1 pseudogene is annotated in these 236 nt (G+C 41.9%); it reads right to left on the reverse strand.

Going from position 1 to position 236, the window contains the following annotated elements:
* Positions 1-164 precede the first annotated feature (164 nt).
* Positions 165-236, reverse strand: a pseudogene (locus V6260_RS18685) (23S rRNA (pseudouridine(1915)-N(3))-methyltransferase RlmH); the annotation flags it as partial.

A 236-nucleotide genomic window follows, 5' to 3' on the forward strand; every position in this document is an offset into this window, starting at 1 on the left:
TGGTAATCTTGGTGGTCTTCTACCTGAATGGTGTATAGGTTTGAAAGCAAACTTGCCACTAAACCCAATACAAAAACAAAACACACAAATGCACGACGTGCAAATAAATTTGCCTCTGCTGAATGGTCGCGAAACGTGGGTCTATGTCTCAACATGACAAAGTATTACTCACGATGATAAGGAGGGGTGTTATTTAAGCTCCAGCCACGATAGAGGCTTTCTGCAACAATAATGCG

The sequence above is a fragment of the Pseudoalteromonas aliena genome, assembly GCF_038155085.1.
GTDB classification, from domain to species: domain Bacteria; phylum Pseudomonadota; class Gammaproteobacteria; order Enterobacterales; family Alteromonadaceae; genus Pseudoalteromonas; species Pseudoalteromonas aliena_A.